At 50.5% G+C, this 5,552-nt stretch carries 2 tRNA genes and 3 rRNA genes; all 5 read right to left on the minus strand.

Annotation, left to right across the window (positions count from 1 at the left end):
- Positions 1 to 68 precede the first annotated feature (68 nt).
- Positions 69 to 181 (minus strand): 5S ribosomal RNA (gene rrf / locus LBW87_RS23755).
- Between the two features lie 153 nt (positions 182 to 334).
- Positions 335 to 3,208: ribosomal RNA gene (locus tag LBW87_RS23760) — 23S ribosomal RNA — on the minus strand.
- Positions 3,209 to 3,490: 282 nt separating this feature from the next.
- A tRNA-Ala gene (locus LBW87_RS23765) sits at positions 3,491 to 3,566 on the minus strand.
- Between the two features lie 8 nt (positions 3,567 to 3,574).
- A tRNA-Ile gene (locus LBW87_RS23770) sits at positions 3,575 to 3,651 on the minus strand.
- Between the two features lie 111 nt (positions 3,652 to 3,762).
- Positions 3,763 to 5,295 (minus strand): 16S ribosomal RNA (locus LBW87_RS23775).
- The 16S, 23S and 5S rRNA genes sit together here with 2 tRNA genes alongside, the layout of an rRNA operon.
- Positions 5,296 to 5,552 lie beyond the last annotated feature (257 nt).

Here is a 5,552-nt window from a genome sequence, read left to right on the forward strand (position 1 = left end):
GATACAAAGCGGCCGCGCAAAAGCAAACACCCCACCCTCGTCAGAGGATGGGGTGATGCAGAATACTAGCCTGACGATGACCTACTTTCACACTGGTTGCAGCACTATCATCGGCGCGAAGTCGTTTCACGGTCCTGTTCGGGATGGGAAGGGGTGGTACCAACTTGCTATAGTCATCAGGCATAACTTGTAAAACTGCACGCTCTCGACAGAGCAGCGTGCAGTTCAATCTGGGAAGAAGTAAAGAATTTGTAGTCTGGGTGGACTACTGGGTGTGATGCACAAAGGGCAAACACAATTTTGCTAAACTCGTCTATAACAGAACTAATGTTATAGGAACAAGCCGCACGGGCAATTAGTATCAGTTAGCTTAACGCATTACTGCGCTTCCACACCTGACCTATCAACGTCCTGGTCTCGAACGACCCTTTAGGGGAATCTAGTTCCCGGGAAGTCTCATCTCAAGGCGAGTTTCCCGCTTAGATGCTTTCAGCGGTTATCTCTTCCGAACTTAGCTACTCGGCAATGCCACTGGCGTGACAACCGATACACCAGAGGTTCGTCCACTCCGGTCCTCTCGTACTAGGAGCAGCCCCCTTCAAACTTCCAACGCCCACGGCAGATAGGGACCAAACTGTCTCACGACGTTTTAAACCCAGCTCACGTACCACTTTAAATGGCGAACAGCCATACCCTTGGGACCGGCTACAGCCCCAGGATGTGATGAGCCGACATCGAGGTGCCAAACTCCCCCGTCGATATGAACTCTTGGGAGGAATCAGCCTGTTATCCCCAGAGTACCTTTTATCCGTTGAGCGATGGCCCTTCCATACAGAACCACCGGATCACTATGTCCTACTTTCGTACCTGCTCGACTTGTCAGTCTCGCAGTTAAGCACGCTTATGCCATTGCACTATTAGCACGATGTCCGACCGTACCTAGCGTACCTTCGAACTCCTCCGTTACACTTTGGGAGGAGACCGCCCCAGTCAAACTGCCTACCATACACTGTCCCCGATCCGGATAACGGACCAAGGTTAGAACCTCAAACAAACCAGGGTGGTATTTCAAGGTTGGCTCCACAAGAACTAGCGTCCCTGCTTCAAAGCCTCCCACCTATCCTACACAGATTGGTTCAAAGTCCAATGTAAAGCTACAGTAAAGGTTCATGGGGTCTTTCCGTCTAGCCGCGGGTAGATTGCATCATCACAAACATTTCAACTTCGCTGAGTCTCGGGAGGAGACAGTGTGGCCATCGTTACGCCATTCGTGCAGGTCGGAACTTACCCGACAAGGAATTTCGCTACCTTAGGACCGTTATAGTTACGGCCGCCGTTTACTGGGACTTCAATCAAGAGCTTGCACCCCATCATTTAATCTTCCAGCACCGGGCAGGCGTCACACCCTATACGTCCACTTTCGTGTTTGCAGAGTGCTGTGTTTTTATTAAACAGTCGCAGCCACCATTTTATTGCAACCCTTTCATCCTTCTGGCGCAGGCCAGTCAAACTACTTGGGCGTACCTTATCCCGAAGTTACGGTACCAATTTGCCGAGTTCCTTCTCCCGAGTTCTCTCAAGCGCCTTAGAATACTCATCTCGCCCACCTGTGTCGGTTTGCGGTACGGTCTCGTTAGACTGAAGCTTAGAGGCTTTTCTTGGAACCACTTCCGATTGCTTCGCGAACAAGTTCGCTCGTCTCATGCCCTTGAATTACGCTGCCGGATTTGCCTAACAGCCTTCTTTGACACAAAAACCGGGACTTCCAACACCCGGACAACCTTCCGCGATCCGTCCCCCCATCGCATCTAACGACGGTGCAGGAATATTAACCTGCTTCCCATCAGCTACGCATCTCTGCCTCGCCTTAGGGGCCGACTCACCCTGCTCCGATGAACGTTGAACAGGAAACCTTGGGCTTACGGCGTGCGGGCTTTTCACCCGCATTATCGCTACTCATGTCAGCATTCGCACTTCTGATACCTCCAGCATCCTTTACAAGACACCTTCACAGGCTTACAGAACGCTCTCCTACCATATGCATTACTGCATATCCGCAGCTTCGGTGACTGGCTTAGCCCCGTTACATCTTCCGCGCAGGACGACTCGATCAGTGAGCTATTACGCTTTCTTTAAAGGATGGCTGCTTCTAAGCCAACCTCCTGACTGTTTTAGCCTTCCCACTTCGTTTTCCACTTAGCCAATCTTTGGGACCTTAGCTGGCGGTCTGGGTTGTTTCCCTCTTGACGTCGGACGTTAGCACCCGGCGTCTGTCTCCCAAGCTCGCACTCATCGGTATTCGGAGTTTGCAATGGTTTGGTAAGTCGCGATGACCCCCTAGCCATAACAGTGCTCTACCCCCGATGGTGATACTTGAGGCACTACCTAAATAGTTTTCGGAGAGAACCAGCTATTTCCAAGTTTGTTTAGCCTTTCACCCCTATCCACAGCTCATCCCCTAATTTTTCAACATTAGTGGGTTCGGTCCTCCAGTGCGTGTTACCGCACCTTCAACCTGGCCATGGATAGATCACTTGGTTTCGGGTCTACACCCAGCGACTGAACGCCCTATTCGGACTCGATTTCTCTACGCCTTCCCTATACGGTTAAGCTTGCCACTGAATGTAAGTCGCTGACCCATTATACAAAAGGTACGCAGTCACCCCTTACGAGGCTCCTACTGTTTGTATGCACACGGTTTCAGGATCTATTTCACTCCCCTTCCGGGGTTCTTTTCGCCTTTCCCTCACGGTACTGGTTCACTATCGGTCGATTACGAGTATTTAGCCTTGGAGGATGGTCCCCCCATATTCAGACAGGATTTCACGTGTCCCGCCCTACTTGTCGCAAGCTTAGTTCCACACTAATGATTTCGTGTAAGGGGCTATCACCCTCTATGGCCGGACTTTCCATTCCGTTCCACTATCAAAAATGCTAAATCTTGCAGGCTGGTCCCATTTCGCTCGCCACTACTCTGGGAATCTCGGTTGATTTCTTTTCCTGTAGCTACTTAGATGTTTCAGTTCGCCACGTTCGCCTCACACACCTATGTATTCAGTGAGTGATACCCTTGCGGGTGGGTTTCCCCATTCGGAAATCTGCGGATCAAAGCTTGTTTGCTAGCTCCCCGCAGCTTATCGCAAGCTACTACGTCCTTCGTCGCCTGTAATCGCCAAGGCATCCACCATGTGCACTTATTCGCTTGTTCCTATAACGTTAGCCTCTGTTGCCAGAGCGTTATAGAAAAATTTGAGTTTAGCGTTTGCCGTATTGCCAAAGTAAGTCTTCTAATTGCTAAGATCACTTCGTAATACATTGATTGATACAATCACACCCATTTTTTAACTTTCACAAGAACCGAAGTCCTGGTGATCGTCATTAAATGAATCTTTACTTCTTCCAGATTGTTAAAGAACAAAAACAGCCATTGATCGTAAAAGACCAAACCTAAATCCTGGCATCTTACGATGCAGACTTAGGTTTGATGTCTTGGTGGAGGTTGACGGGATCGAACCGACGACCCCCTGCTTGCAAAGCAGGTGCTCTCCCAGCTGAGCTAAACCCCCGAAAACTTTGGTGGGTCTGGTTGGGCTCGAACCAACGACCCCCGCGTTATCAACACGGTGCTCTAACCAGCTGAGCTACAGACCCGCTTGGATCAGTATGGGTGCAAGTCTTTGCTACCCGACCGTGCATCACCCAAATAACTGTTCTTTGATTTACAGCCGATAAGTGTGGACGCTTAACTTCAGCGCACTCTAGAAAGGAGGTGATCCAGCCGCACCTTCCGATACGGCTACCTTGTTACGACTTCACCCCAGTCACGAATCCTACCGTGGTAAGCGCCCTCCTTGCGGTTAGGCTACCCACTTCTGGTAAAACCCGCTCCCATGGTGTGACGGGCGGTGTGTACAAGACCCGGGAACGTATTCACCGCGACATGCTGATCCGCGATTACTAGCGATTCCAACTTCATGTAGTCGAGTTGCAGACTACAATCCGGACTACGATACACTTTCTGGGATTAGCTCCCCCTCGCGGGTTGGCGGCCCTCTGTATGTACCATTGTATGACGTGTGAAGCCCTACCCATAAGGGCCATGAGGACTTGACGTCATCCCCACCTTCCTCCGGTTTGTCACCGGCAGTCTCATTAGAGTGCCCTTTCGTAGCAACTAATGACAAGGGTTGCGCTCGTTGCGGGACTTAACCCAACATCTCACGACACGAGCTGACGACAGCCATGCAGCACCTGTGTGATGGTTCTCTTTCGAGCACTCCTAAATCTCTTCAGGATTCCATCCATGTCAAGGGTAGGTAAGGTTTTTCGCGTTGCATCGAATTAATCCACATCATCCACCGCTTGTGCGGGTCCCCGTCAATTCCTTTGAGTTTTAATCTTGCGACCGTACTCCCCAGGCGGTCTACTTCACGCGTTAGCTGCGTTACCAAGTCAATTAAGACCCGACAACTAGTAGACATCGTTTAGGGCGTGGACTACCAGGGTATCTAATCCTGTTTGCTCCCCACGCTTTCGTGCATGAGCGTCAGTGTTATCCCAGGGGGCTGCCTTCGCCATCGGTATTCCTCCACATATCTACGCATTTCACTGCTACACGTGGAATTCTACCCCCCTCTGACACACTCTAGCCATGCAGTCACAAATGCAATTCCCAGGTTGAGCCCGGGGATTTCACATCTGTCTTACATAACCGCCTGCGCACGCTTTACGCCCAGTAATTCCGATTAACGCTTGCACCCTACGTATTACCGCGGCTGCTGGCACGTAGTTAGCCGGTGCTTATTCTTCAGGTACCGTCATTAGTTCAAGATATTAGCTCGAACCGTTTCTTCCCTGACAAAAGAGCTTTACAACCCGAAGGCCTTCTTCACTCACGCGGCATTGCTGGATCAGGGTTGCCCCCATTGTCCAAAATTCCCCACTGCTGCCTCCCGTAGGAGTCTGGGCCGTGTCTCAGTCCCAGTGTGGCTGGTCGTCCTCTCAGACCAGCTACTGATCGTCGCCTTGGTGAGCTTTTACCCCACCAACTAGCTAATCAGATATCGGCCGCTCCAGGAGCATGAGGTCTTGCGATCCCCCACTTTCATCCGTAGATCGTATGCGGTATTAGCTAATCTTTCGACTAGTTATCCCCCACTCTAGGGCACGTTCCGATATATTACTCACCCGTTCGCCACTCGCCATCAGGAGCAAGCTCCTATGCTGCCGTTCGACTTGCATGTGTAAGGCATGCCGCCAGCGTTCAATCTGAGCCAGGATCAAACTCTTTAGTTTAATCACTGTTTTGTGCCATTTCTGGCCACCCCGAAGGGTGTCGCTCTCTCAAAATACTGACAGGTAATTTCTTTCGAACTTACCTATATTTCTTGTGAGCATTTAATATTTAAAGTTTCCAGACCCGAAGGTCTGTCGCTTCCATTAAACGCCCACGCTTATCGGCTGTTAATTTTTAAAGATCTTTTCTGTCGCACCGCGTCGCTTTCGCTTCGCTTGCGTCGCCAACAAATCGTTTTGTTTGTCAGCAGCAGAGA

The organism is Herbaspirillum sp. alder98 (genome assembly GCF_020179755.1).
GTDB lineage: Bacteria > Pseudomonadota > Gammaproteobacteria > Burkholderiales > Burkholderiaceae_D > Herbaspirillum.